Source organism: Elusimicrobiota bacterium, assembly GCA_041660925.1.
Classification (GTDB): Bacteria; Elusimicrobiota; Elusimicrobia; order UBA1565; family UBA1565; genus JBAZUV01.
Window position 1 is genome coordinate 142771 of record JBAZVI010000004.1, and the last position, 24022, is coordinate 166792.

At 67.6% G+C, this 24022-nt stretch carries 27 protein-coding genes; 16 read left to right on the plus strand and 11 right to left on the minus strand.

Annotated elements, in window-relative coordinates; translation table 11 throughout:
* Positions 1-122: 122 nt before the first annotated feature.
* The 7 genes from WC969_07055 to WC969_07085 are packed head-to-tail and all read right to left on the minus strand — an operon-like array spanning position 123 to position 5704.
* Complete coding sequence (locus WC969_07055) at positions 123-707, minus strand: hypothetical protein (protein ID MFA6029593.1); 585 nt, start codon at positions 705-707, stop codon at positions 123-125.
* Positions 704-1060: a hypothetical protein gene (locus tag WC969_07060; protein ID MFA6029594.1), complete on the minus strand. Its 357-nt coding sequence runs from the start codon at positions 1058-1060 to the stop codon at positions 704-706. The genes WC969_07055 and WC969_07060 overlap by 4 nt, the downstream gene beginning before the upstream one ends.
* Positions 1057-2160 (minus strand): anhydro-N-acetylmuramic acid kinase, encoded by a 1104-nt coding sequence (locus WC969_07065; GenBank protein MFA6029595.1) that lies wholly within the window; start codon positions 2158-2160, stop codon positions 1057-1059. Before WC969_07065 ends, WC969_07060 begins: the two co-directional genes overlap by 4 nt.
* Positions 2157-3164: an alpha/beta hydrolase-fold protein gene (locus WC969_07070; protein MFA6029596.1), complete on the minus strand. Its 1008-nt coding sequence runs from the start codon at positions 3162-3164 to the stop codon at positions 2157-2159. Before WC969_07070 ends, WC969_07065 begins: the two co-directional genes overlap by 4 nt.
* Complete coding sequence (locus WC969_07075) at positions 3161-4204, minus strand: N-acetylmuramic acid 6-phosphate etherase (protein MFA6029597.1); 1044 nt, start codon at positions 4202-4204, stop codon at positions 3161-3163. Before WC969_07075 ends, WC969_07070 begins: the two co-directional genes overlap by 4 nt.
* A gap of 4 nt (positions 4205-4208) precedes the next feature.
* A complete protein-coding gene (locus WC969_07080) occupies positions 4209-5204 on the minus strand; it encodes an alpha/beta fold hydrolase (protein MFA6029598.1) in 996 nt (331 codons plus the stop codon).
* Positions 5201-5704, minus strand: a complete 504-nt coding sequence (locus tag WC969_07085) for a nucleoside-diphosphate kinase (protein MFA6029599.1) — start codon at positions 5702-5704, stop codon at positions 5201-5203. Before WC969_07085 ends, WC969_07080 begins: the two co-directional genes overlap by 4 nt.
* Before the next feature lie 111 nt (positions 5705-5815).
* Between WC969_07085 and WC969_07090 the strand changes: the two genes are divergently transcribed.
* From WC969_07090 to WC969_07135, 10 genes are all read left to right on the plus strand, one after another.
* Positions 5816-6211, plus strand: a complete 396-nt coding sequence (locus WC969_07090) for a response regulator (protein ID MFA6029600.1) — start codon at positions 5816-5818, stop codon at positions 6209-6211.
* Between the two features lie 2 nt (positions 6212-6213).
* Entirely contained in the window at positions 6214-6600 is a 387-nt protein-coding gene (locus tag WC969_07095) for a response regulator (protein ID MFA6029601.1), read from the plus strand.
* Positions 6601-6602: 2 nt separating this feature from the next.
* Complete coding sequence (locus tag WC969_07100; protein ID MFA6029602.1) at positions 6603-6998, plus strand: response regulator; 396 nt, start codon at positions 6603-6605, stop codon at positions 6996-6998.
* A 43-nt stretch (positions 6999-7041) separates the two neighbouring features.
* Positions 7042-8574 (plus strand): lysine--tRNA ligase, encoded by a 1533-nt coding sequence (gene lysS / locus WC969_07105; protein ID MFA6029603.1) that lies wholly within the window; start codon positions 7042-7044, stop codon positions 8572-8574.
* Positions 8571-9788, plus strand: coding sequence for an ABC transporter permease (locus tag WC969_07110; GenBank protein ID MFA6029604.1), 1218 nt, complete (start codon positions 8571-8573; stop codon positions 9786-9788). The genes lysS and WC969_07110 overlap by 4 nt, the downstream gene beginning before the upstream one ends.
* Positions 9789-9881: 93 nt before the next feature.
* Complete coding sequence (locus WC969_07115) at positions 9882-10592, plus strand: ABC transporter ATP-binding protein (GenBank protein ID MFA6029605.1); 711 nt, start codon at positions 9882-9884, stop codon at positions 10590-10592.
* On the plus strand, positions 10589-11458 hold the full coding sequence (ilvE, locus tag WC969_07120) for a branched-chain-amino-acid transaminase (protein MFA6029606.1): 870 nt from the start codon (positions 10589-10591) through the stop codon (positions 11456-11458). Before WC969_07115 ends, ilvE begins: the two co-directional genes overlap by 4 nt.
* A gap of 7 nt (positions 11459-11465) precedes the next feature.
* Complete coding sequence (locus tag WC969_07125; GenBank protein ID MFA6029607.1) at positions 11466-11945, plus strand: UvrB/UvrC motif-containing protein; 480 nt, start codon at positions 11466-11468, stop codon at positions 11943-11945.
* Complete coding sequence (locus WC969_07130; protein MFA6029608.1) at positions 11945-12991, plus strand: protein arginine kinase; 1047 nt, start codon at positions 11945-11947, stop codon at positions 12989-12991. The genes WC969_07125 and WC969_07130 overlap by 1 nt, the downstream gene beginning before the upstream one ends.
* Before the next feature lie 142 nt (positions 12992-13133).
* The gene (locus WC969_07135) at positions 13134-13526 is read left to right on the plus strand and encodes a hypothetical protein (protein ID MFA6029609.1); all 393 of its coding nucleotides are present in this window, start codon (positions 13134-13136) and stop codon (positions 13524-13526) included.
* 62 nt (positions 13527-13588) lie between these two features.
* Here the strand turns inward: WC969_07135 and WC969_07140 are convergent, their stop codons facing one another.
* From WC969_07140 to ftcD, 4 genes are all read right to left on the minus strand, one after another.
* The gene (locus tag WC969_07140) at positions 13589-15871 is read right to left on the minus strand and encodes a hypothetical protein (GenBank protein MFA6029610.1); all 2283 of its coding nucleotides are present in this window, start codon (positions 15869-15871) and stop codon (positions 13589-13591) included.
* Positions 15872-16003: 132 nt separating this feature from the next.
* Complete coding sequence (locus WC969_07145) at positions 16004-16339, minus strand: addiction module antidote protein (GenBank protein MFA6029611.1); 336 nt, start codon at positions 16337-16339, stop codon at positions 16004-16006.
* A gap of 240 nt (positions 16340-16579) precedes the next feature.
* Positions 16580-16756 carry a hypothetical protein gene (locus WC969_07150; protein ID MFA6029612.1) on the minus strand — a complete coding sequence of 59 codons (177 nt, stop codon included), beginning with the start codon at positions 16754-16756 and terminating at the stop codon, positions 16580-16582.
* Positions 16757-16962: 206 nt separating this feature from the next.
* The gene (gene ftcD / locus WC969_07155; protein MFA6029613.1) at positions 16963-18642 is read right to left on the minus strand and encodes a glutamate formimidoyltransferase; all 1680 of its coding nucleotides are present in this window, start codon (positions 18640-18642) and stop codon (positions 16963-16965) included.
* Positions 18643-18915: 273 nt separating this feature from the next.
* Here ftcD and WC969_07160 point away from each other — a divergent pair, with 273 nt between their 5' ends.
* The 6 genes from WC969_07160 to WC969_07185 all read left to right on the plus strand — a co-directional run bounded on the left by WC969_07160 (position 18916) and on the right by WC969_07185 (position 23958).
* Positions 18916-19599 carry an ankyrin repeat domain-containing protein gene (locus tag WC969_07160; GenBank protein MFA6029614.1) on the plus strand — a complete coding sequence of 228 codons (684 nt, stop codon included), beginning with the start codon at positions 18916-18918 and terminating at the stop codon, positions 19597-19599.
* Between the two features lie 278 nt (positions 19600-19877).
* Entirely contained in the window at positions 19878-20321 is a 444-nt protein-coding gene (locus tag WC969_07165) for a hypothetical protein (GenBank protein MFA6029615.1), read from the plus strand.
* 29 nt (positions 20322-20350) lie between these two features.
* A complete protein-coding gene (locus WC969_07170; GenBank protein ID MFA6029616.1) occupies positions 20351-21004 on the plus strand; it encodes a hypothetical protein in 654 nt (217 codons plus the stop codon).
* Between the two features lie 130 nt (positions 21005-21134).
* Positions 21135-21683: an NYN domain-containing protein gene (locus WC969_07175; GenBank protein ID MFA6029617.1), complete on the plus strand. Its 549-nt coding sequence runs from the start codon at positions 21135-21137 to the stop codon at positions 21681-21683.
* A gap of 72 nt (positions 21684-21755) precedes the next feature.
* On the plus strand, positions 21756-22580 hold the full coding sequence (locus tag WC969_07180) for a hypothetical protein (GenBank protein MFA6029618.1): 825 nt from the start codon (positions 21756-21758) through the stop codon (positions 22578-22580).
* Between the two features lie 376 nt (positions 22581-22956).
* A complete protein-coding gene (locus WC969_07185) occupies positions 22957-23958 on the plus strand; it encodes an ornithine carbamoyltransferase (protein ID MFA6029619.1) in 1002 nt (333 codons plus the stop codon).
* Positions 23959-24022 lie beyond the last annotated feature (64 nt).

The window sequence follows — 24022 nt, forward strand, 5'->3', positions numbered from 1 at the left end:
CCCATCCCGGCCGTGCGCCGCGTTGCTCCTCGCTCACATAGCGGGGCTATGCTCGCTCGTCGCGCCTTGCGCACGGCTCAGGCTTGGGCCTCCGGGGAATACGCTATTACTCGGACGGACTCCTAGGTCCCGGGCGCGTCGAACGGGTCCGGCGAAGGGTCCTCGAACGCGGTGGCCGGCAGGCCGGCGCGGGAGCGGACGGCCTCGAAGAGCGTCCGGGCGTCGTCGGGCGGGAGCCCGAGACCGAAGGCCATGCGTCCTTTCGCGTGACGGAACGCGACGGCGGCCAGCGAGATGAAGCGCGTCGGACGCCCCTCCTGCGCCTCTTTCGGGCCCGCGACGACGACGCGCATCCCCCGGATCTCGTCGGGCGAGAACTCGCGCGTCCAGTAGAAGGCGAGGGCCTGCCAGCGCAGGCGGAAGCGGCCCGCGCCCACCAGGATCACTTCGCGGCCGAAGAGCGAGTAGAGGCAGATCGCCCACGCGAAGACGCCGCCGACCGTCCAGCCGGCGAGCCAGAAGAGCAGGAACACGGAGGCGAAGCCGGGGGTCTCCCCGCGGAAGAGCTGGTGCAGGACCGAGACCTCGCCGGCGGTCCAGCCGCAGAGCCAGAACGACATGAAGACGGCGATGGGCCACAGGCGCAGGCCCGTCACGACGAAGCGCGCGCCTTCGGGGCCCTCCTCGACCGACCAGCGGACGCTCACCGCACCCCCGCGCGCAGCAGCTGACGCCCCAGCTCGACGAGGATCTCTCCCGCGCCGCGCCCGGCCTCCCGCGCCTCGAGCGCGAGCTCGGACCTGAAGAGTATCCGCTCCTCCGGCGTGAAGCCTTCCCAGCGCAGGGAGAGCGTGCTCCCGCAGGGGCAGTCCGCGTAGGAGAAGATGCCCAGGGTGTCCGAGCCGCCGGACTCCGCGTCGGCCGCCAACGGCGTCGTGCCGGCGAGGTAGGCCGAGAGGTCCTTGTACTCGCGCCGGCAGTTGCCGCAGCGGCGGGGGAACTGCGCGAAGCACATCGCCCGCAGGCGCGCCTGGAACGGCTCCAGTCGCCGCAATCTCATGCGGCGGGACTGATCTTCCCGAGGATGCGCGGACCCCGCGCGCCGGTGGCCCGCGGACAGTGGTTGGGCTTCCCTTCGACGGCGAGCGCCGCGAGCAGGGCCATCATCGCCGGCTCCTTGGCCAGCACCGGGATGCCGTAGTCGGCGCTCGTGAGGACCGGCAGCGGATAGAGCAGGCGCCGCAGGCCTTCCATGAGGACGGGGTTGAGCGCGCCCCCCCCGCTGACGATGAGCTCCGAAAGCCGCGGCGGCCGGGGCAGGAAGCGGCGCAAGGCGTCGGCGATGGTGAGGGCGGTGAAGTAGGTGAGCGTCGCCACCGCGTCCTCGTGGCGCAGGCGCCCGGCCGGCAGGTGCCGGCGCAGGTACGCCTCGCCGAACTCCGTGCGCTCGAGGCTCTTGGGCGGACGGCGGCGGAAGAAGGGCGCGGCGAGGAGGCGCGCGGCCAGCGCCTCGTCGACGCGGCCGCGGCGCGCGATGAGCCCGTCGCGGTCGAAGGCGCGGCGCCCGCCCGTCATCCGGCGCACGGCGAGGTCGATGAGGCAGTTCCCGGGCCCGGTGTCGAAGCCGAAGGTCCGCACGCCGCGGCCGACGAGGGCGACGTTGCCGATGCCGCCGATGTTCTGCAGAGCCCGGGGCCGTCCGCCCCCGAAGACGAACTCGTCGAAGAAGGGCACCAGCGGCGCGCCCTCCCCGCCCGCCGCCATGTCCCGCGGACGGAAGTCCGAGACGACGGGGACGCCCAGCGTCTCGGAGAGGAAGGAGGGCTCTCCGAGCTGCAGCGTCGAGGGGCTGCGCTCGCCGGGGAGATGGATGACGGTCTGCCCGTGCGAGCCGACCGCGGCGAGCCGGCGGGGGTGCACGCGCCGCGCGCGCAGGAAGCGCTCCGCGGCCTTCGCGAAGACGCGGCCGAGCTCGAAGTTTAGCCGGGAGAGGCCGTCGGCGTCGGTCCGCGCGGCGGCGAGGATGCGCCGCGAGAGCCCGGACGCGTAAGGGTAGGTGTCGTGCCCCAGGACCTCGAGCCGGCGGCCCTTCAGCTCGATGAGCGCCAGGCTCACGCCGTCGGCCGAGGTGCCCGACATGAGCCCGAGCGCGAGCGTCACTTCTTCGCCTTCGAGCGGCCTTCGGCCGCTCGAACGAGGAGAGGGAGGGAGACGTCGAGGCGCGGCGCGGTGTCGAAGTGCCCGCCGGCGTGCTCCTCGAAGCGGTGGCGGACGCCGAGCGCCTTCAGGCGCCGCGCGAAGGCGCGCGCGCCCAGGTGCAGGAAGAACTCGTCGCGGCTCCCGCAGTCGAAGTAGAGGGTCTTGAGCGCGCGCAGCCCCTCGGGGCGCCGCCCCGCGAGCTCGAGGAGGTCGTTCGCCTTCCAGCGGGCCCAGACGGAGGGCTCGAGCTCCCCGGTGTACGGGTCGAAGGGCAGGGCGAAACCCCACGGGCTCTTCGGGTCGGGCGAGTAGCAGGCGGCCATCGCGGCGATGTTCAGGAGCTCATGCGGGAAGGCGTCCTTGGCGCGCGCGGCGCGGAAGTCGCGGTAGTAGCGCCCGAAATCGTGGTCCCAGCGCGCGAGCGCGCTCACGCACTTGTGGATGTCGCGGCCGTAACAGACCTCGAAGAGGAGGTCGGGGCTGTGCGCGCCGGCGTGGGGGAAGGTCTCCGGGTGGAGCAGCGCCAGGCGCAGGGCGCCGTAGCCGCCGCTCGACTTCCCCAGCACCGCGCGGCCCGCGGTGCGGTAGCGGGCGTCGACGTAGGGGACGAGCTCCGAGACCAGGTGCTTCTCGTAGTCGCCGGTCGCCGGAGAGTCCATGTACTGCGCGCCGCCGAGGATCGTGAAGCAGTCGGGGACGACGAGCACGGCCTCGGGGGACTTCTTCTCCGCCACGAGACGGTCGAAGCGGTCGAAGAGGTTCTCTTTCCAGGGATGAGGGTCCACGGCCGAGCGGCTCGTGCTGCCGAAGCCGGGCAGATAGTAGAGGACGGGGAAGCGCCGCTTCTCGTCCTTGAGGTAGCTCGGCGGAAGGTAGACCTGGACCTCGCGCCGGCGCGGGTCGCCGAGCGGGTTCCCCTTCAGGACGACGCTGCCGACGGTCTCGACGACGAGGCGTCCGTTCATCTCCCTCCCTCTTTCCGGCCCGCTTCGAGGGCGGCGCGCAGGCCCTTCTCCACTCGCGCCGTCCTTGAGGCGCGGGCCGCGGACGTGCTCCTCTCGGACCGCCCCGCGGGGTCCTGCGGGGTCCCCGAGGGGCTAAGGCCCGCCTCAAGGGCGTCGCGCAGGCGGCCGCCGGCGGCCCGGATGCGCCGGCGCGCGGCGGAGCGGTCGAGGCGAAGGCGCCCCATCACCACCGCGGTCTTCACATGGCCGCCCGAGGCGTCGAAGAGCGCGGCGGCGCGCGCCGGGCCGACGCCGACGAGGTGGCCGACGATGCGGATGCCGCGCAGGCGCAGCTTGTAGGAGGTCGGGCGCAGGTCCACCATCCAGTTGTCGTAGGCCTTCCCGATGCGGACCATGGCCGCCGTCGTGATCGTGTTGAGGACGAGCTTCGCGGCCGTCCCCGACTTCATGCGCGTCGAGCCGCTCAGGGACTCGGGTCCCACGTCGGGGGCGACGACGATCTCGGCCTCGGGGACGGGGGTCCGGAAATTGGAGGTGACGAGCACCGTGCGGCAGCCGAGCCCCCGGGCCGCCCCGAGCGCCCCGCGCACGAAGGGGGTGATGCCGCTGGCGGCGATGCCGATGACGAGGTCCCCCCGCCGGGCGACGCGCCGCAGCTGCCGGGCGCCGTCCTTCGGGTCGTCCTCGGCGCCTTCGCGGGCGCGGAACACCGAGGAGCGCCCCCCCGCCATGACGGCGCGGATGAGCCCGCGCGGAGTGCCGAAGGTCGGCGGGCACTCGGCGGCCTCGAGCACGCCCATGCGCCCGCTCGTGCCCGCGCCGACCATGACGAGGCCGCGGCCGCGGCGCAGCGCCTCGGCGGCGGCGTCGGCGGCCTTGACCAGCGCGCCGCGGACCCTCGCCACCGCGCGCGGGACGAGCAGGTCCTGGCGGTTGAGGAGGGCGACGATCTGCCGGGTGGACTTCAGGTCGAGCCCGCGCGAGGCGGGGTTCGACTGCTCCGTCGGAAGCCGGCCGTAGAACGCGTAGCGCGAGGGCATCGGGCTACTCGGAGACTTCGACGTCCTTCGCGGGAGCGGGCGTCGGCTCGGGGGCGCGCACGCGGCGCTCGAGCTCGGCGTCGTCGGGCAGGCCGTCGCCGGAGGGCCCGGCGGACGGCTCGCCGGCGGCGGTCCCCGTCGAGGGGACGACCTCGGCCGCGGGCGGGACGGGGTCCTCGACCCAGTCGAGGATGCGGTCGGCGAGAGCGCGATGGAAGGGGAGCATCTTCGTGCCGTGCTTGCTCTTCACGCGCAGGATCCCCGCGCGCGCGTCTCCCACGGAGGCCTTCGCGAAGGTGAAGAGGAGGTTGGCCTCGGTGGTGAAGCGCTTGTCCTCGTCGGAGGCGACGATGAGGATCGGCCGCTCCTTGTAGGCGCGCATCGCGTTGACGGTGAGCACCTCGCGGTAGTTGAGGCTCGGGGAGACGAGGAAGATCCGCGGCACCTCGGGGTGCACCGCGGCGTACTTGAGCGCGATGTTCGCGCCGACGTCCGCGCCGCCGAGGAGCACGCTCTCCGGCGCGACCCCCTTCTCCTTGAGGAAGGCGGCGGCCGCGCCGACGTCCTCGCGCATGGCGTCCCACTCGTTGTAGCTCTTGCTCACGACGAACTTGTTCCACTGCGCCGGCTGTCCCTGCGGAGGGTTCTGGCTCCCGCCGTGCCCGCGCAGGTCCCAGGCGAGGTAGCCGATGCCGCGCTTCTGCATGCGCACCGCGAGCGGGCGCCAGTCCTGCCGGCGGCCCGCGCCGTCGTGGAGGAGGAGGACCGTGAGCTTCCCCGGCTGGGCGGGGAGATAGGTGCCGGCGAGCGTCCAGCCGTCGCGGGTCGCGAGCGTCACGTCCTCGCCGGGCAGGGGCCGGACGACGCGCTTGGCGGGCGCCGGGGCCTGGACGGCAGGGCGCGCGGCGGGCTCCGCCGGCCCCGCCGGCGGGGCCGCCTGGAGGCGGCCCGCGCCGGAGAGGCCCAGCAGCAGGACGAGGACGGCGGCCGCGGCCCTCATGCCCAGACCAGGGCTTTGGGGTCCGACGCGGAGGTCTTCGCGGGGTAGCGCGGCTTGATCACCTCGTGGGGCTGGAACCAGAGCTTGATCTCGCGCTCGGCTTCCGGCACGCTGCCGGAGGCGTGGAGCACGTTCTCGAACTGCCCCTGGGTCGTGACGCGGCCGAAGGAGCCGCGCACCGTCGCGGGGTCCGCGCTCTCGGGGTTGGTCGCGCCGGCGACCTTGCGCACGGCGGCGACGGCGTTCTCTCCCTCATAGACGAGCGCGAGGACGCGCTGGTCGGGGATGGCGTGGAACTCGCCGCGGATGTAGCGGACGAGGTTCTCGAAGAAGTTCTTGCCGACGTGCTCCTGGTAGTGCTCGCGGGCGAGGGCTTCGCTCACCGAGACCATCTTCGCGCCGGCGAGCTGCAGGCCGGCGGCGTCGAGGCGGTCGATGACGAGTCCCGTGAGGCGGCGCTTCGCGCCGTCCGGCTTGACGAGGACGAGGGTCTGTTCGATGGCCATTTCGCGTTCTCCTTGACTTGTCGTTGCGCGCCCCCATTCTATCAAAGGTTCAAGCCCCGTTCACATTGACTCCTTATAATGCGAATGGCTATACTGGGCCTGTCCATGGCGAACATCCTCGTCGTCGACGACGAACGCGACGTCGTCACGCTCATGAAGTTCATCCTCGAGAAGGACGGCCACTCCGTCTGGGAGGCCTATAACGGCCTCGAGGCCCTCGAGCGCCTCGGCGTGGAGCCGAAGAACGCCGCCGCGCCGCATCCGGACCTCGTCATCCTCGACGTCATGATGCCGAGCGTCGACGGCTATACCGTCAGCAAGAAGATGTCGGAGGACCCCCGCGCGAAGGGCGTCCCCATCATCGTGCTCACCGCCAAAGGACAGATGAAGGACCTCTTCGGAGCGGTCCCGAGCGTCGCGGCCTACGTCGAGAAGCCCTTCGACCCCAAGAACCTCCGCGACACCGTCGCCGCCATCCTCACGAAGGGACGGGGGAGCTGACCATGGCCACGATCCTCGTCGTCGACGACGAACCCGAGATCCTCTCGCTGGTCGCCTACACTTTCGAACGCGAGGGCCACGCGGTGGTCCAGGCCGCCGACGGACGCATCGCCCTGGCGCGCCTCGGCCTCGACCCCGTCGACGCCTCCGTCGAGCTCCCGGACGTCATCATCCTCGACGTCATGATGCCCGGGGTGGACGGCTACACCCTCAGCAACCGCCTCATGGGCGACGAGCGCGTGCGCGGCGTCCCCATCGTCATCCTCACCGCGAAGAGCCGCATGCGCGACGCCTTCTCGACGCTGACGAACGTCGCCGCCTACGTCGAGAAGCCCTTCGACCCCAAGGCCCTGCGCGAGACCGTCGTGAAGATCCTCGAGAAGCCGTGAGCATGGCCACGATCCTCGTCGTCGACGACGAGCCCGAGATCGTCACCCTGCTGCGCTTCGTCCTGGAGAAGGACGGGCACGTCATCCTCGAGGCGGGCAACGGACTGGTCGCGCTCGAGCGCCTCGGCGTCGAGCCGCCGACGCAGGCCGCGCCGCGCCCGGACCTCATCATCCTCGACATCATGATGCCGGTCATGGACGGCTACACGCTCAACAGCCGCCTCCAGCGCGAGGAGAAGACCCGCGCGATCCCGATCCTCGTGCTCACGGCCAAGGGCCAGAAGATGCGCGACCTCTTCGAGATGGCCCCCAACGTCGCCGCCTACGTCCAGAAGCCGTTCGACCCGAAGATGCTGCGCGAGCTCATCGGCGGCATCCTCTCGGGCAAACGGAACTGAGAGACACGCCCGCACCCCGGGCCCCCTCCGCAAAGGAACATCCATGGAAGACGAGATCCTCAAGGGCAAGCAGGACAAGGTCCGCGAGCTGCGCGCGCGCGGCGTCGACGTCTACCCGCCGCGCTGGAAGCGCACCCACTCCGTCGCGGAGGTCCGCGCCCTCTGCGCGCCGCTCACGGAGCAGAACAAGAGCGCCGAGAAGGTCCGCATCGCGGGACGCCTCGTCCAGATCCGCGCGATGGGCAAGGCCTCCTTCGCCCACATCCTCGACGGCGGAGAGAAGCTCCAGGTCTACCTGAAGAAGGACGTGCTCGGGCCCGAGGCCTATTCCCTCTTCTCCAAGGACATGCACGTCGGGGACTTCGTCGGCGTCGAGGGCCCCGTGTTCCACACGAAGACCGGCGAGGTCACCGTCGAGGTCGACGCGCTGACCATGCTCGCCAAGGCCCTGCGCCCCCTGCCCGAGAAATGGCACGGACTCAAGGACACCGACGCGCGCTACCGCCGCCGCCACCTCGACCTCATCGCGAACCCCGACGCGCGGCGCAAGTTCACCCAGCGCTCGCTGCTCATCTCGGCCATCCGGCGCGAGCTCGACGCCACGGGCTTCCTCGAGGTCGAGACGCCGGTGCTCCTGCCGCAGGCCGGCGGAGCCACCGCGACCCCCTTCGAGACCTTCCACCGCGCGCTCGACCGCAAGCTCGTGCTCCGCATCGCCACCGAGCTCTACCTCAAGCGCCTCATCATCGGCGGGTTCGACCGGGTCTACGAGATCGGCCGCATCTTCCGCAACGAAGGCATCGACACCCGGCACAACCCCGAGTTCACGATGCTCGAGGCCTACCAGTCCTACGCCGACTACAACGACATGGCCGCGCTCTTCGAGCGCGTCGTCGCGGCCGCGGCGAAGGCCATCGGCATCGAGAGCGTCGAGTACCGGGGCTCCCAGATCTCGCTGAAGCCCCCCTTCCGCCGCCTCGACCTGCCGACGGCCTGGAAGGAGCGCTGCGGCTCGGACATCCACGAGGTCCTCGAGCGCAAGTCCTTCCGCCGCCCCGCGCTGCTGAAGCTCGGGGAGCGGCTCGGCATCGCGGCCGGGCCCGAGACGCCCAGCGCCAAGGTCTTCGAGCGGATCTTCGACGAGAAGATCCTCCCCGACCTGATGCAGCCGACCTTCGTGATGAACTATCCGACGGCGATCACCCCGCTGGCGAAGTGCGTGCCCGGCGATGAATCGCTCGTCGAGCGCTTCGAGTGCTTCATCGGCACCGAGGAGGTCGCCAACGCCTACACCGAGCTCAACGACCCGCTCGACCAGCGCGAGCGCTTCGAGGAGCAGGCCCGCCAGAAGGCCGGAGGCCACGACGAGGCCGAGATGCTCGACGAGGACTTCGTGCAGGCGATGGAGGTCGGCATGCCCCCGACCGGCGGCATCGGCTTCGGCGTCGACCGCCTGACCATGGTCCTGACCGGCACCCCCTCCATCCGCGAGGTCGTGCTCTTCCCGGCGCTCAAGGACGAGGCCCCCGAGGCCGACGACGCCCCGGAGCAGACGGAGGCGGCGAAGACGGCGTGAGCTTCGAGCTCTTCGTCGCCCTGCGCTACCTCCAGTCCCGCCGCAAGGGGCTCTTCGCGCTCGTCACCACCCTCATCGGGGTCGCCGGGGTCGCCGTGGGCGTCGCCGCGCTCCTGACGACGCTCTCGGTGATGAACGGCTTCCAGAGCGACATCCGCAAGAAGATCGTCGGGGCCCAGGCCCACCTCCTCGTGCTCGGCCGCATGGACGGCGGCCGCCTGGCCGAGGCCGAGAAGGCCCTCGCCGCGCGCGCCGACGTCGCCGCGACCGCCCCCTTCGTGGTCGGGCAGGCCATCGTCACCTACGCGGGCGGCTCGACCGGGGTCGTGCTCAAGGGCGTGGACCCCGCCCGCGAGCCGGGGGTCAACGACCTCCTCAAGTCGCTCACCGCCGGCTCCTGGGAAGGGCTCTCGGGCGGGAAGACTCCCGGGGTCGTGCTCGGCGAGGAGCTCGCCCGCGGCCTGGGCGCCTGGATCGGCGACGAGGTCGTGCTCGTCTCCCCGCAGGGCCTCGACACCCCCATGGGGCTCATCCCCGCGCTCAAGCGCTTCCGGGTCCAAGGCGTCCTGCGCACCGGCTACTACGAATACGACAGCGCGACCGCCTACGCCTCGATCGCGGACGCCGCCGCCTTCCTGAAGACCCCGGGAGGGGTCTCCGGGGTCGGGGCCCGCCTGAAGGACATCACCCGCGCGGACCGGGCCGCCGCCGAGCTCCAGCGCGCGCTGGGCCTCTCCTACTCCGTGCGCTCCTACTCCCAGCTCAACCGCACCCTCTTCGCCGCCCTCAAGCTCGAGAAGTACGTCATGTTCCTCATCCTCGCCCTCATCATCCTCGTCGCCTCGCTCAACATCGCCTCCAACCTCATCCTCCTCGGCACCGAGAAGCTGCGCGACGTGGGGCTGCTCATGGCGATGGGCGCGACGCCGCGCCAGGCCCGCGGGATCTTCCTGCGGGTCGGCGCCCTCATCGGCGCGGTGGGCGTCGGCACGGGCCTGCTGCTGGGGATGGCGCTCTGCTGGGTCATCTGGCGCTACCCCATCGTCGAGCTCCCCGCCGACATCTACTACCTCTCGCGCGTCCCGGTCGACGTGCAGCCGCTCGACGTCGTCGTCGTCTCGGGCTGCGCGCTCGCCCTCGCCCTGCTCGCGACCCTCTACCCGGCCTGGCGCGCCTCCCGCGTGGACCCCGTGGAGGCCATCCACTATGGCTAGCTTGGGAAATCCGGCGCCCGACCTCGCCTCTCTCCGCCTCCCCGTGCGCCGGATCTCCCAAGGGGACTTGCGGACGCGGAAAGGCCGCTTCTAATGGATAAGATTCCTCTCCCCCAAGAATCCCTGATACCCGCCATCGAGGCGCGGGGACTGCGCAAGTCCTATCCGCAGGCGAACTTCCCCCTCGAGGTCCTGCGCGGCGTCGACCTCGCGGTGCGACCCGGGGAGATGGTCGCGCTCCTGGGGCCCAGCGGCTCGGGGAAGTCCACGCTCCTGAACCTCCTCGGGCTCATGGACGCGCCGAGCGCGGGCGAGGTGCTCCTGCGCGGCCGCCCGACGGTCGGCGCGGACGCGGAGGCGCGCGCGCGCCTGCGGCTCTCCGGGGCCGGCTTCGTCTTCCAGTTCGACTCCCTGCTGCCCGAGTTCACCGTCCTCGAGAACGTGACCATGCCCGCGCGCATCGCGGGCGACGCGGCCGCCGCCGCCGAGGTCCGCGCGCGGCGGCTCCTCGCGCTGCTCGACATCCTCCCGCTCGCCGAACGCCTCCCGGCCACCCTCTCGGGCGGAGAGCGCCAGCGCGCGGCCATCGCGCGCGCCCTGCTGCGCGGCGCGGCGGTCCTGCTCGCCGACGAGCCGACCGGGAACCTCGACCGCCGCAACGGCGAGACGGTCTTCGCCAAGGTCCGCGAGCTCGCCGACACCCTGGGAGTCGCCGTGGTCCTCGCCACCCACAACCGGGAGGACGTCTCCCGCTACGCCACGCGGGTCGTGGAGCTGAGAGACGGAAGGCTCGAGGCGCCATGAAGATCTACGTCGACGGGGAGTTCGTGGACAGGGAGAAGGCCAAGGTCTCCGTCTTCGACCACGGGCTCCTGTACGGCGACGGGGTCTTCGAGGGCATCCGCGCCTACGGCGGGCGCGTCTTCCGCCTCGAGGAGCACCTGCGCCGCCTCTACGCCTCCGCCCGCGCCATCCAGCTCGAGATCCCGCTCCCGCCGGAGCGGATGAAGGAGGTCGTCCTCGAGTCCCTCCGGGTCAACGGCCACCCGGACGCCTACGTCCGCCTGCTCGTCACCCGCGGCGTCGGCGACCTGGGACTCGACATGCGCAAGTGCCCGAAGCCGACCGTGGTCTGCATCGCCGGGAAGATCGGCCTCTACCCCGCGGAGGCCTACGCGAAGGGCCTCAAGGTCCTCACGGCCTCGCTGCGCCGCTTCGGCCACGACCAGCTGAGCCCCTCGATCAAGTCCCTGAACTACCTGAACAACGTCCTCGCCCGCGCCGAGGCCGTCCACGGCGGCTGCGAGGAGGCCCTGCTCCTCGACCGCGAGGGCTTCGTCGCGGAATGCAGCGCCGACAACGTCTTCTGCGTCCGCGCCGGGCGCCTTCTCACCCCGCCGCCCGCCGCCTGCATCCTCGTGGGCGTGACCCGCGACGCCGTGCTCGAGCTCGGGCGCGGCCTCGGGCTCGAGGTCCGCGAGGAGCTCTTCCTCCCGGACGAGCTCTACCGCTCCGAGGAGGTCTTCCTCACCGGCACCGGCGCCGAGATCGTCGGCGTCCGCATGCTCGACGGACGCCTCATCGGCGACGGGAAGGTCGGCCCGGTGACGCGCCGCCTCACCGAGGCCTTCCGCGCGCTGACGGAAAAAGAGGGGACGCCCGTCGCCTGAAGACTCCATGCTCTGCTCCCGCTGCCAGAAGAACCCCGCCGGCGTCCACGTCCAGCAGATCGTCAACAACCAGCTGACCCAGCTCCACCTCTGCGCCGAGTGCGCCGAGCTCGCGGAGCTCCCCGGCTCCGGGGCCGCCCCCATCTTCGAGCTGCTCGCCAAGCTCGGCGGCCTGCCCTCGGGCCGCCCGGCGCGCGCGAAAGAACCCGCCTGCCGCTCCTGCGGCCTGCGCTACGAAGAGTTCCGCAAGACGGGGATGCTCGGCTGCCCCGGCTGCTACGAGAGCTTCGCCCCTCAGCTCTCGGAGGTGCTCCGCAACATCCAGGGCTCCGTGCGCCATCACGGCAAGCGCCCGGGCGCTCCCGCGCCGAAAAAGGGACGCGAGGACGCCGCGAAGCTGCGCGAGAAGCTCAAGGCCGCCGTCGCGGCCGAGGACTTCGAGGAGGCCGCCCGCTTGCGCGACCTCCTGAAGGGCCTGGAGCGCTGATGCAGCTCAACAACATGCTGCGCTTCAAGATGGGCTGGGCCGACCCCACGGGCACGCACCACGACGTCGTCCTCTCCTCGCGCGTGCGCCTGGCCCGCAACCTCAACGGGAGGCCCTTCCCCGGCCGCGCCGCCCCCGCCGTCCTCGGCGAGGTCCTGGCCGAGGTCCTGGCGGCCGCGCGCAAGGCGAAGTCCCTCGCCAAGGCCGCCCTCATCCGCCTCGAGGACGTCGACGCGGTGGACCGCCTCTTCCTCATCGAGCGACATCTCATCAGCCGGAACCTCGCCGCGGTCCCCGCGGGCCGCGCGGTGCTCGTCGGCGAGCGCGAGACGCTCAGCACCATGATCAACGAAGAGGACCACCTGCGCCTGCAGGGCGTCGATTCCGGCCTCTGCCTCGGGCCGCTCGCCGCCCGCGTGAGCGCCCTCGACGACGAGCTCTCCCGCGCCCTCGACTTCGCGGTGCACCCCGAGTGGGGCTACCTGGCCGCCTGCCCGACCAATACGGGGACCGGGATGCGGGCCTCCTGCCTCGTCCACCTCCCCGGCCTCGCCCTGGCCGGCCGCATCGACCGCGTCCTCGACGGCCTCTCGCGGCTCGGCGTGGTCGTCCGGGGCCTCTATGGGGAAGGCACCAAGGTCATGGGCGACTTCTACCAGGTCTCCAACTCGACCACGCTGGGCCCCTCCGAGGAGGCCACCGCCGCCTCGGTCACGAAGGTCGTCGGGACGCTCGTCCACAGCGAGCTCGAGGCCCGCAAAGGCCTCGCCGAACGCGAGCGCCCCCGCCTCGAGGACCTCGTCTACCGCTCGCTGGGGGCGCTCCAGAACTCCCGGGTCATGAGCTTCGAGGAGACCGTCCACCACCTCTCCTTCGTCCGTCTGGCGCTCTCCCTGGGCTGGAAGGTCCCCGCCGACCTCGAGACGGTCAACGAGCTCGCCGTCCTCGTGCGCCCGGGCCACATGCAGATGGTGGCCGGACGGGTCCTGGAGCCCGTCGAGCGCGACGAGCTGCGCGCCGCCCTTCTGCGCAGGAAGTTCGCCTGATTCCGCCGGCCGCCCCCCTACCCACCAAACGCTTAAAATGCTCTAATAGTAAAGGAAGGATCGTGGGTCGTATAGCCCAGATTTTGACCGGACGTCGGGCCCTGCCGGTCGCACGATCACCAAGTCCGTACACGAGAGAGACATGCCCATGAAACTGCCGAACCGCACGAAGAAGGTGACCGCGGACTTCGCGTCCTCGATCGCCTCGACCTTCACCTCCGCCGCGAAGTCCGCGGTCGAGAAGCCCAAGAAGGCCGTCGCCGCGAAGACGAAGACGCAGGTCGAAGTCCAGTACCCCCAGGAAGGCGAGAAGGTCTACAAGGGCCACTACGCCATCCGCGTCGACGTCGACGAGTCCCAGAACGTCCAGATCTCCATCAACAACGGCGACTGGCAGAGCTGCCGCGAAGCGTGCGGCCACTTCTGGTTCGACTGGTACCCGGCCGAGGCCGGCTCGTTCCGCATCGTCGCGAAGGCGACCCTGCAGGACGGCCGCGAGTCGAAGTCGGTCATCCGCAACTGCAAGGTCATTTAAGCCGCTGAGGCGCCAGTAAAACACGCCGCCGCCCCGTTCCAGGGGTCGGCGGCGTGTTTCCTTTATAGGGCCGGACGGGACGCCAGGAGGGACTTCAGGGCCTTCTCGGCCCGGGCGACGGTCTCCTCGATGCGGGCCTCGGCGTCGAGGTAGCCGTCCACGAGGGTCTCGCGCAGGCGCTCGAGGGAGACCGTCTTCAGGGACGGCAGGTCCCCGGAGACGTCGGCCCGATGCTCCAGCTGCCAGCGCAGACCGTAATCGCCGCGGGAGCGCTCCAGGAAATCGCGTTCGGCCGCGGGCAGCGCGTCCCGGCGCCGCAGCTCCGCCTCGATGCGCGAGACGAGGCGCAGGGTCTCGGCCGCGAAGAAGCGCCAGGACGGCAGGTCCGTGTAGATCCTCCGGATGATGCGCCGGAAGTTCCGGGGGTCCTCCCTCAGGCGGTCCGCGGCCTCGCGCTCGTCCTGATCGAGCTCGCCGGGGTAGCCCGGCTCGCGCAGGGCCTTCTCGACCGTGTAGAGGGCCTCGGCGGTATAGGCCTCGATCTCGTCGTCCTGCGTGAACACCATCAGGGCTCCGCGTTCGCGCCTCCAGGCGTACTGCCCGTGATGGGTCGCCTCGTGCACGAAGGAGGGCGCCAGGCGCCGCGCGAGGCGCCGCTGGAGGGCGGGCTCGGAGAGGAGCGCCCGCTTCTCCACGCCCTCGACGCGCAGCCATTCCAGGACCGCCTCCACGCTCAAGGCCATCTCCCCCGGAGGGCGGTAGAAGGCCTTCATCCCCGGGGTGGACCGCACGCTCAGCGCGGGGAACTCCGCGTGCCGATAGAACTCGAGGATGCCCTCTCCGGCGAGCGTCCCTCCAAGCTCGGCCAGGAGCGCCTCGCGCAGCCGCTCCGACAGCCGCGACAGCTCCTCAGGCGAGAAAGACTCCCCCGTGCGCGCGTCGCGGTGCTGTTCGACCGCGCCCGAGAGCTCCTTCCCCAGCAGCTCCTCGCGTCCCTTGAGCAGGCGGGCGAGCCGCTCGAGCCGCTCGCCCAGCGGCCCCGTGCCCTCGAGCTCGCGCAGGGCGCCCTCCAGCGCGGCGTCCTCCCCCTCGCGCAGCCGGGCCTCGAGGGCTCGGCGCAGCGAGAGAAGCGTCCTCGCCTGCTCCACGCGGCGGTAGAGGCGGCTCTGCGCGTCGCCCGACAGGAACGGCTGGACGGCGGAGAACCGGGCGGCCATGGCGGCGACCTCCCCCTCCTCGATCGCGGGGACGAGCTTCTCCAGCTCGTCGCGCTCCCTCCACGCCCAGCCGGAGACGGCGTCGGCGCGGTCCTTGAGGGCGAGCGCGGACCAGCCCCCCTCCCCGCGCCCCTTCGCCTCGAGCCACGCCTTCTGCGCGGGCAGCAGCGTTCCCCACTCGAGGACCGCGCGGCGGACAAGGTCCAGGCGGGCCGGGAGGCGGAGCGCCGTCCAGGCCAGCAGACCGGGGACCTCCGAGAGCTCCCCGAGCTCGCGGGCGACGGAGCCGGGCGCCATGCGCAGGAGCAGCGCGGCCCGCAGCTCCCCGGGGTCGCGATGGAGTTCCAGGAGCTCGCGCAGGTCGTCGAGAAGGTTGGCGCGGAGCAGGAGGCCGGCCCCGCGGGAAGGATCCTTCTCCAGCAGAAGGAGCAGATCCGCATCGGTGAGGAGTCGGGCCGCGGCGGCGGGATCGAGCGCGGCGAGGGCCTTCTCATCCTCCGCGGAGACCGCCGGCACGGCCGCGTCCTCCTCCGGGAGGCCCAGCGCGGAGGCCGTCGCGCGGGCGGCGTCGCCGACGCGGACCTCGCGCAGCGCGCGCAGGCGCGAGCCCGCCGCGTCGAAGGCCGCGTGGACGGCCGTCCACTCTCCATCGTCGAGGTAGATCCTCCCGGGTCCGACGTAGCGCCCCAGGCGGCCGCGCAGGTCCGCGAGCGCCCGCTCCGGGAGGCCCGGCGCGGCGGCCTGCGCGGCCAGCGCGAGGGCCCGGGCCCGCTCCTGCGCCACGAGTCCGGCGGTCACGCCCAGCCGCCCCTCAGCGGAAAGCGCCTGGAACGCCGAGGGGTCGAGCCCGAGAGAGCTCAGGGAGACGGCCAGCTCCCGCAGAGGAGGGTCCGCGAGGACCTTTCGCGGAGACTGTTCGAAGAGCGGGACGAGGAGCCCCTGCGTCGCCGTCGGAAAAGCCGGAGCGAGCAGCCCGCCCTGAGCGTGCAGGGCCGCCGCCCAGGAGTAGAGGCCCGCCGCGTTCGGAACGCCGGCGGCCGCGAAGCTCGCGCGCACCGGTACGGCGCGGGTCTGCGCGCGCGCCGACGGCGCGAAGACGAGGAGAAGGAGGAGCGCGCTGCGCAGCATGCGCGGAGTCTAACGAAGATGGAGAGGAGGAATGCGGGAGCTTCGGGCCCCGCGGGCGCGGCATAAGGCCCATGCCGCCATGGGTCGAAGGGTGCTAGGAGTGTCCTTTCCCCTCGATTCCCCCTCTGGGACTCATGATGGGAGATGAGGGCGGAGCTGTGTGCTCTCGAGCCTGGGGCGGAGGCGGAGCGCCTTGAAGACGCGGAACAGACTGTTCCATTCGGGATTGCCGCGCTTTGAAAGCATGCGATGGAGGCTCTCGCGCTTGAGGGAGGCGGACTTCGCGACGTGGGTCATACCGTACGCCTTGGCCACGGTCGCCAGGGCGATCAGCACCAGCTCCGGGTCGTTTTCCTCGAACGCGACCTGGACGCAGGAGTTTAGATAGGCGATCGCCCGCTTGGGGTGCTTGCGGAACTCACGGACCTGCTGGTCTTCATGGGAAACATACGGCGGTTGCGCTTTCATCTTCGTCTCCGATAATCCGCGGCGAATTCGCGCGCCTGCCGGATATCAGGACGCGACCGAACGTCGAGGCCTCCAATCCCATGAGCCAGTCGGAGAACGGGACGCGGCCGCCGACCGTCCGGTAGCGCCGCAACTCCATCGGGGCGTCGAGCATAGTGTAACTTATACGTTACATTCCGTCAAGGGTAACGGTCCACGTTCGGCCGCCTCAGGACCGGCGCGGAGCCTCCCCACCGTCCTTCACTTGTCGCTGGCTGGCCAGCATGGCGCAAAGCGGACAATCGGGATCGAGGACGTCGTCCTGCGGCGCAGTTCCAGCGTTCCCTCGCGTTCCGCGCGCAGACGCGCGATCGCCGCTTCGATCTGTTCAGCGCTCGCGTGGCGGCTGACGACGACGTCGTTCCAATACAGTCTCATCGCGCCCCTCCGGTGCCCGTCCCCCGGATTACGAGTGAGCCGACAAAAAGTTCCATCCCCACGGAACTTCGCGAAGCCCTGGGACGTAATTTGAAGGAAGAAGGGAGCGTTATGCGACGGAGGGACCGGAGAAAACGAATCGTGCGGACTCCCGCAGGGAAGGGAGTTAAGGAAGGTATGGCCCTATATGAAGAAGGGGTGAGACGTTACTTAAGAGGAGCTCTCAACTTCTCCAGCATGAGGGCGTCGACCTGGTCGGCCTTCGTCTTCACCCCGGCGAGGGCGTCCTCGGCCTTCTTGTGCATCGACGAGCGCCAGGCCTTGTCCTCGAGTCCCGCGAGGTTGATGAGCACGTTGTAGTACGCGCTCTGGGCCGCGGCGCGCGCCATGAGCGCCGCGACGCCGGCGTCGGAGACCGAGTTGGGGTTCCCGTTCTCGGCCGCGAAGAGCGCGCAGTCGAGCACCGGGAGCTGCTTCTCGAGCACGGCCAGGGGTTCGACCGTCGCGGCCTTCGTGGCCTCCTCGATGGCCTTCTTGCGGGCGGCCTTCTGGGCGTCGTCGCCCTTGGGGAGGCCGAAGGCGGCCATGACCGCGTTGAAGGAGGCCGCGTCGTCGTCGACGGCCTTGAGCAGGTCCTTCATGTGGCCCTGCGCCTTCACCGCCATGTCCTCCATCCGGTCCCGGACGCCCTCGAAGCCCTTCTTGTCGTAGGTGAGAGCCGAGACCATGGAGCAGAGCGCGGCGCCCAGGGCGCCCGCGAGCGCGGCGACGGAGCCGCCGCCGGGGGCCGGGGAGCGGGAGGCGAGCTCCTTCAGGAACTCCTTGAGGGACATGGCGGCCATGGGTCCGTCCTCCTTGAAGCGCTCCTCGATGACCTTCGCTTTCGGGTCGAAGGGCGCCACGTCGGAGAGGCCCAGCGAGAGCGCGCCCGTGCGCACGAGCTCGTCGTCGCTGACCCCGACGCTCTGGTTCTGCTTCTTGAGGAAGTAGCGGCCGGCCTCGAGCAGGACGCGGCGGGGCAGCATCCCCACGACCTCGCTGCCCGTGACCCGCAGGCCGGCCTTCGCGGCCAGGTCGCAGCAGGCGTCGTAGACCTTGTGCACCGGCGAGGCGTCGATGTCGAGGATGTTGATGGTGACCTGCGCGCGGCCGTACTCCGGGATGAGCCAGCCCGTCGCCTGCACGGCCTTGAAGAGTCCGGGGACGCGCTGCTCGGTGCCGTCGGCGTTGAGGACCTTGCTCCCCTTCGCGTCCTTCTTGAGCCGGCCCGACTCCCGGATGGCGAAGGCGATGTCCTTGGCGAGCGGGACGCTGGTCGTGTTGAGGTTCACGTTGTACGCGATGAGGAAGCCCCGGGCGCCGATCGCGGTCGCCCCGGCCTTGGGGTCGAAGCGGGCGGGGCCGAAGTCCGGCTTCCACTCGGGTTTCTTGAGCTTCTCCTCGAGGGCCTCGTACTCGCCGGCGCGCAGGTCCGGCAGGCGGCGGCGCTCGGGCCGCGTCGCGGCCTCGGCGTAGAGGTAGACGGGGAACTGGAGCTCGCGGCCGACGCGTTCGGCGAGGCGGCGGGCGAGCTCCACGCACTCGGCCATGCTCGCCTCGGAGATGGGGACGAAGGGGCAGACGTCGCAGGCTCCCTGGCGGGCGTGCTCGCCCTTGTGCCGGCGCATGTCGATGAGCTCGACGCCCTTCTTGATCGCCTGGAAGGCCGCCTCGAGCACGTCCTCGGGCTGACCGGCGAAGGTGTAGACGGTGCGGTTGGTCGCGGCACCCGGATCCACGTCCAGGAGCGCGACCCCCGGGACCGCGCGGACCGCGTCGGCGATCGCCTCGATGACCTTCTTGTCGCGACCTTCGCTGAAATTCGGGACGCATTCTATGAGTGTCATGTGTCCATTTTACCTATTTGGAGTTCCGTTTCCCTACTACCCTCCCCCGCGGGGAGGGGCAGGGGAGGGGGCCCCCTTGGGACCACTCTGAAAAGGCCGCCCATCCCGGTCGGCCTTTTCAGTCCAAAATATCAGCGATGCCGACCGGAAATAGCGTAATGTTAATTTGGCATTTTGAGTGCTATGATTGATTTTGGCACCTGATATACAGGTCAGTCTACTCCATAGTTAGGCGAACGAGTTCATAATGGTGAAAGACCTCGGAGTGAATACGTGAGGGCAAGAGGGCTCATTCTCTTTATTTGTGTCTGCGGTTTTTCGAGCGCATTTGGTCAGGGTCCGAATGATCCGAAACAGATGTCTCCAGACCGCGCGCTATTTGAGGCGATAAAGCATTTCGATGAAAAGGGCGTCCTAAAGGCGCTCAATGGTGGCGCTGACATTAACGCTCAGGACCCGAATGATGGGAGAGGATTCACGCCGTTAATGAAGGCCTGTCATGATGTCTCGGAAGGTGACCAAGAGAGTTCTTCCAAGATGGTTGACCTTCTGCTCTCGAAAGGTGCCGACGTTAACCGTCCTGCTCCGGATGGGATGACAGCTTTGCTTCGGGCGGCATGCGATCGTGATCGTGCAACCGTTAAGAAGCTCTTACCACGGGGAGCAGATCCAAATCTTGGCAATTATCCAATCGTTATGTGTGCTGCTCAAAGCAGCGATAGGGAGATGCTGAACCTATTGATAAAACACAAGGCGAATGTTAACGCTGCGGATGGAACCGGCAACACAGCGCTTTTGGCAGCCGCTCAGCGTGGTGATAAGGCAATGGTTTCGTATCTCCTGTCAAAGAAGGCGGACTTTAGACTTCGCAACCAACGCGGCGAGACCGCACTGGTGCTTTCAAAGAAATTTCCAGAGATTCAGCGGATTCTCCGAAAGGCGGGAGAAAGTGATTGAGTATCAGAACTTAGCGTCGCCTAACATTCGATGGAGCCGCCCGCGCACGCGGGCGGAATCCATAGTGCGCGGCGGCTCACCGAGGCGTTAGGCGCATGTTTCCCATGATCAAGCTATTAAGATTCGTGTCACTTTGCGTAATGCTCGCGGCGGCGTGCTCCCTCTGCGCCTGCGTTGCTGGATTCAGCTCTTTCTCAATGAAAGGGACATCGGCTGTAGCGTCCTCTCAACAGCTTGAGGATATAGCTGTCTCGTATACGAGTGAGCCAGGTTATTGTATGCGGGAGCTGAAACTGCCACTCGAGAGAACTCTTCGGCGCTATGGCATTGTCGATATTTTGCCGACAGAAAACTCTGTCGCGCCAACAAGACAGACCGCGTTTCAACTCCATGTCGCATGCACTCACAAGGAATCCAATATAGGCAGTAGGGTGGTCTCAACGTTTTCTTTTGCGGTAGTGCCGGGCACTTGGCGCGACGACGATGTCTATGATTTCCAACTCGTCGCGCCGAACGGCGACGAAAAACGCCTTTCCTATTCCTATTCAACGCGGACTTATTCCTGGCTACCTTTTGCGCTTTTCGGCCCGCGGGTGATCTTCGTGCTTGTTGACGGTGGAGACCAATATCAGGAGCAACGGCTTCTCCTTATGGAGCAGATTGCATCCCGCATGATAAACGATGCGACTCCATTCTTACTCACGCACAAAGGCCACCCATGAGAAGGCCTCCTATCGCAATGAATGTGCTGATGGCCGGACACTTCTCCCTACTGCTCCTTAGCCTTTCGCTGACTGGTTGTAGTTACACTCGCGTCATCACCCATATTGAAAGCGCTCCTCAAACACAGAAACCTCCTCAGCTAAGCGAAGTCAAGGTGTCTTACAACAGCTGGGACCTTCGCCAGGAGTGGCTCTCAGAGAACAGCAGCAAGACCGTATCAACAGCTTTACTTGATGTCCTCCATGAGTATGGGATTCAAGACGTCGTTCAGTCGGACAAATACGAGCCAGACCGACTCAACATTTCGATTTATGAACTCGAAAGTGACATGACTTGGGGCTCACGATTTATTGGCTTCCCCTTGGGCATGATCGCTAGCATGACATGCTTCATTCTTCCTGCCCACCTACGCGAGGTTTACCCGATTGAGGTGCACATCGTTGATCCGGAACAAAGTGGAAGCCGAAGGCTGACGATTATTCGCTCCTCGTGGACTCAAAGCCAGTGGATGTGGCTTGGATTCGCTTTCTTCGCAGGCGGTCCCCTTGGTGAAAACAGCTTGATAACTGGGCACTCGCGGATGGACTGGCGAGAAGCAATAGACAGTTTGCACGTATCAACGCTTCGCAGTTCGTTGCGTCCGATTCTGCGGAAAGTGTTGCATGAGCGTGCCAAGACATGAACGCTTGCACCTTTGTACCGAGAGGATTTTCGTCAGTGCCGAACATCGGCTTGAGCCGCCGGGCGCAGGCGAGGGGAGCCGCAGGTAGCGCCCGCGGCTCAGCCAGGCGTTGATTTAGGGAGAGACACTAATGGCATTCGGTAGCGGGGTAATTCCCCCGGTTCAGTTCGAGAAAGCAATGATATTTGTCGACGGGACGAACCTGTTTTATCGTCTCGCATCGGAGAAACTCCGCCTTGAAAGAAGTATCCGTGCCATTTTTAGCGAACACATAAGCAGGAGAACGCTCGTTCGCACTTATCTTTATACCGTAAAGGAAAATCTAGAGAAAGCTGTCTTGATTCACGGGGAGCACATTAGAAGGGACGTTCGGGTCGTCCTGGGTGATGGCATCCCCACTAAAGATGGAAACATCAAGGAAAAAGGTGTTGACGCGCTCCTTGTCGCCGATATGGTCTATCACGCTGCCACTCGCAATTATGATTTTGCACTCGTCGTAAGTAGCGACACGGATTTTGTTCAAGCGATTCGGCGAGTAGAGGACTTCGGTTGCCGGACCGGAGTTCTGTGCGTTTGCAGTGATGTCCCGCCTCGTCTCAAAGAAAGTTCAGACCTGGCCTTTTCATTGACGGGACAAATGCTCGTGGAAGGTAAGCACGCGTCTAGGATTCAAAATTGAAGCATCGCCTAACCATTGGGTAGAGCGGACGCCGCTCACCTCCTGCGTTAGGCGGCGGCGAGCTTCGAATCAATGAACGAAAGAACTGCAAGTGAGGAGGCAATCCGGGAGCTTTACTGCCGGTTTGGTCTCGCATACTACAACAGCGAATGTCTTCATCGAACTCTTTGCCATATTTACGTGCAGGCACCATTTAAGAATCGCGCTGAAGTAACCCGCCCTCGGATCGAGGAACGCTTTAATGAAGCATATGCCCTCACTCTGGGAGATGTAATCGCCAAGTTGAAGGGCCTTATTGAGGATGATTTCCATATGCTCTTGATGGCTGCAAATGAGCGGCGCAAGTTTCTCGCACATCATTTCTGGTTTGAGAGATCCCATCTCATGTTCTCGGACGAGAATGTGGCCACGTTGATTCGAGAGCTGGATTCCGACTCGGCACTGTTTGCTCAGCGTGATGCCGAGGCGAGCGAAATCCTGCACGCTCAAATGCGCATTTTCGGCGTAACACAAGAAGCACTCGGCCAAGCACTCGCGGAATTGCAGGCCGGCAATCCCGGGCCGGACCTGATGAAGAAGCGGAAACTCAAAAAAATCGAAGTGCTTGTGGGAGCGTGGGAAGTCCAGGTTGGAGACGGCGAGAGCACGTTGATCCTGGAGACTGATGACGGCGAGTGTTGGCAGTTTTGTGATGCGGGCTTGGGCTGGACACGGTTTCAATCGCGAGAAGCCACCTGGGTCGCAGAGGAACGAATTCAGCGGCACCTCCCGGCCACCATCAATCCACGGCCCAAAAACGCGACTCCTTGGAACTACGATTTTCAATTGCGTAACGGCAAAAAGCTCTGGGTCAAGTTGGGAAAGAAGCCTCTTACTTTTACATGGGGTATTCGGTAGTGAACTGTCCCCGCCGAACATCCGATGGAGCCGCCCGCGCACGCAGGCGGAACTTATAGTGCGCGGCGGCTCATCGAGGCGTTAAGCAATCTCACTTACACCTAACCCCCAATCTATCGAACGAATCCAAGCGTAGGTCTTGCGGCGGCAGGTTCGACGCATTCATGTGTGGGGTATGGAACTGGGAGGTGTGCGCTTTACAGGCGCACACCTCCCAGTAGCGTCTCCACCCACCCGCCCACCGGGACGGTTCGCGGCGGCTGTCTTCAGCACGCGATACATCATCCCCCCCTTCCCGCATGATGGGACTGTAGCGGGCGGAATCCTCTCTGTGGTAGTATGGGCTCCTCGGCGTGATTCCATCAGGAGAAAACATATGGCATTCAATCTCAGGAACAGGCATTTCCTCAAGGAGCTGGACTTCACGAAGGAGGAGCTCCTCCACCTGCTCGCGCTCTCGAAGGACCTCAAGGCCGCGAAGTACGCGGGGACCGAGGGGCAGAAGCTCAAAGGCAAGAACATCGCGCTCATCTTCGAGAAGACCTCGACGCGCACGCGCTGCGCCTTCGAGGTGGCCGCCCACGACCAGGGCGCCCACGTGACCTACCTGGAGCCCTCCGGCAGCCAGATGGGGCACAAGGAGACGGTGAAGGACACCGCCCGGGTCCTGGGACGCATGTACGACGGCATCGAGTACCGCGGCTTCGGGCAGGAGATCGTGGAGGAGCTGGCGGCGCACGCCGGCGTCCCGGTCTGGAACGGCCTGACGAACCAGTGGCACCCGACCCAGATGCTCGCCGACGTCCTGACGATGACCGAGCATTCCCCCAAGCCCTTGGAGAAGATCGCCTACGCCTACCTGGGCGACGCGCGCTTCAACATGGGCCGCTCCCTGCTCGTGATCGGCTCGATCCTGGGCATGGACGTGCGCATCGGCGCGCCGAAGAGCCTCCAGCCCGAGCCGGAGCTCGTCGAGAAGTGCCGGGAGCTCGCAAAGCTCTCGGGAGCCCGCATCACCGTGACCGACAAGGTCGAGAAGGCGGTGAAGGGCGCGGACTTCATCCACACCGACGTCTGGGTCTCCATGGGCGAGCCGAAGGAGGTCTGGGAGCAGCGCATCAAGCTCCTCAAGGCCTACCAGGTCAACCCGAAGGTCCTGAAGCTCTCGGGGAACAAGGACGTGAAGTTCATGCACTGCCTGCCGGCGTTCCACAACGCGGACACGAAGGTCGGCAAGCAGGTCTCCGAGCAGTTCGGCCTGAGCGACGGCATCGAGGTGACCGAGCCCGTCTTCGAGTCGAAGGCCTGCATCGCCTTCGACCAGGCCGAGAACCGCATGCACACCATCAAAGCCGTGATGGTGGCTACATTAGGATAACGCCAGTGACAGTCCCTCATTGCCTCCCCCCACGGGGGAGGCAGGAGGGGGGCGAAACCCAAAA